This is a genomic window from Vibrio sp. V09_P4A23P171, assembly GCF_963875615.1.
In the GTDB taxonomy this organism is placed as follows: Bacteria; Pseudomonadota; Gammaproteobacteria; order Enterobacterales; family Vibrionaceae; genus Vibrio; species Vibrio anguillarum.
On sequence record NZ_CAWNMR010000068.1, the window covers coordinates 1 to 2,091 of the forward strand.

General features: G+C 40.8%; 3 protein-coding genes. All 3 read right to left on the reverse strand.

Annotated elements, in window-relative coordinates:
- Nucleotides 1-215 precede the first annotated feature (215 nt).
- Nucleotides 216-479, reverse strand: coding sequence for a Txe/YoeB family addiction module toxin (locus tag AACT23_RS15995; protein ID WP_009836584.1), 264 nt, complete (start codon nt 477-479; stop codon nt 216-218).
- Nucleotides 472-726: a type II toxin-antitoxin system Phd/YefM family antitoxin gene (locus tag AACT23_RS16000; RefSeq protein WP_009836585.1), complete on the reverse strand. Its 255-nt coding sequence runs from the start codon at nt 724-726 to the stop codon at nt 472-474. The genes AACT23_RS15995 and AACT23_RS16000 overlap by 8 nt, the downstream gene beginning before the upstream one ends.
- A 668-nt stretch (nt 727-1,394) precedes the next feature.
- On the reverse strand, nt 1,395-1,859 hold the full coding sequence (locus tag AACT23_RS16005; RefSeq protein WP_094128249.1) for a hypothetical protein: 465 nt from the start codon (nt 1,857-1,859) through the stop codon (nt 1,395-1,397).
- Nucleotides 1,860-2,091: the final 232 nt, after the last annotated feature.

A 2,091-nucleotide genomic window follows, 5' to 3' on the forward strand; every position in this document is an offset into this window, starting at 1 on the left:
TTGCCGACAACACAAAACGAATAGCCGGAGAAATCCCAAAAGATTGAACCCCTAAATTTACCTGAGTTGCATAACGCCCGGCTAAGGGGTTGACGACGCATCACCGAACTCAAAAAACACACTGTAAACTCTGAACTGCAATTTTGCACTAAAACCACCAAGCGTTGGCAATCCCTCTTGAGCCGTTTGTTAGCTGCCTGACGATAAAGCCTAAATTAATAGTGATAACGGCAAGAAATAATCGTGATAGCACTATCATCAACCGCATAAACTAACCTATTCGCATCGTCTATTCGTCGCGACCAAAAACCAGATAAGTTTTCTTTTAGTGGCTCAGGTTTACCTATACCCTCGAAAGGAGATCGCTTAGCATCCGTGATGAGTTTATTTATACGTTTAAGTGTTTTCTTGTCTTGCGTCTGCCAATAAACATAATCATTCCAAGATTCATCAGTCCAAGATAATAAACGACTACTCATCGATTAAATCTCTTTGGCTCACCTTACCCGCTTTAAATTGAGCAATTGAACGATGTAAGTGCTCAGCATTTGCCGGAGAACGAAGTAAATGAACCGTTTCCATTAAGCTATTGTAATAATCCAGTGACATAACAACGGCATCTTCAGAATCACGACGTGTGATCACGGTTGTATCTGCGTCATTAACAACAGCATCCAAAACGCTCTTCAAGCTATTTCTAGCTTCTGTAAAAGATACAATTCTCATAAAGCCTCCACATGTACGTTTAATGAGACAAGTATATGACTAAAAAACCAACTTGTACAGCTAATGGAACATGCGAACTTGTAAGCAGCTAACGCCCAGCTAAGGGGTTGACAACGCACCGCCGAACTCAAAAAACACACTGTAAACATTGAACTTCAATTTTGCGCTAAAGCCGCCACGCGTTGGCAATCCCTCTTGAGCCGTTTGTTAGGCCAACCAATTGACAACAATACTTTCAAAACCCAAGAACAAAGCTTTTTGTAAACTTGAAAAACACTAACCGATTCATTTATAAACCAAAACTCCAACGCAGCAAAGAAACAAAAAACTCAAATTGAGCGATTTGGAAGAAAAGTGACGAGCGTAGCATGCTCGGCGGACGTTTGGATGCTGAAGGTTATTTTGCCGCTGAATTTACAGCGCTAAGCAACCCAACGCGATCAAGAAACAACAAATATGTGATGACGATTTATTGCTTAAGTCCAGCCATGAGAACATTGAATTCACCGTTCAATTCAAACTCGATTTAGCTGATAAAAACTCACTTTGCCTAACGCCCTGTTAAGGTGTGAGCAACGCAATACTGAAGCTCCCGCATATCACCTTAATCACTAAAATCAACGCATGGTAAAAATGCCACGCGTTGCGAATCACTCTTAAACAGATTGTTATGTATTTGCTGAAAAAGCATCTGCGCTATTACATAGCTTCAGCTCTTCGCGAAGTGCTGAAACCGTTGGTATTACAACAAACTCAGGCTTTTTTTCTTCACTAGCTTCAAGTGCTTTTTCTATTTGTGCTTGATGAGCAAGAGCTACCTCACCTAAATATGTTTCAGCTTCTTGCCTTTGACTTCTTAGCTTAGCTAAACGCTGGACTGTTTCTTGAAAGTTTTCAGATGAGCCACCTATGTAAAGATTTTGCACTCCATCAGTCATATCACGGTGTAACGCACTAATGGCATCACACCTCTTATTGAAAAAAGCAATCCGATCATTGTACTTCTTCTCTTCAAGCTTAAGCTTCTCTAACTCTAAAATGCTTTCCGAGTTTGCATTGGCGGTGTAGGCACCTACCCCTCCTGAAATTAACGCAACAACAACAGTTGCAAACACATTCCATTTGTATTCCATTTTTCCTCCTGATACATAACGCCCGGCTAAGGGGTTGACAACGCACCACCGAACTCAAAAAACACACTGTAAACACTGAACTTCAATTTTGCACTAAAGTCGCCACGCGTTGGCAATCCCTCTTGAGCCGTTTGTTAGGCCAACCAATTGACACTAAGACTTTCAAAACCAAAGAACGAGCTTTTTTGTAAACTTGAAACAAACTAACCGATTCATTTATAAACCAAAATGC

What these genes read in the sequence shown, in the direction of transcription:
- AACT23_RS16000 (WP_009836585.1), bottom strand. Translation starts at nt 726, where the DNA reads ATGAGAATTGTATCTTTTACAGAAGCTAGAAATAGCTTGAAGAGCGTT.
- AACT23_RS15995 (WP_009836584.1), bottom strand. Translation starts at nt 479, where the DNA reads ATGAGTAGTCGTTTATTATCTTGGACTGATGAATCTTGGAATGATTAT.
- AACT23_RS16005 (WP_094128249.1), bottom strand. Translation starts at nt 1,859, where the DNA reads ATGGAATACAAATGGAATGTGTTTGCAACTGTTGTTGTTGCGTTAATT.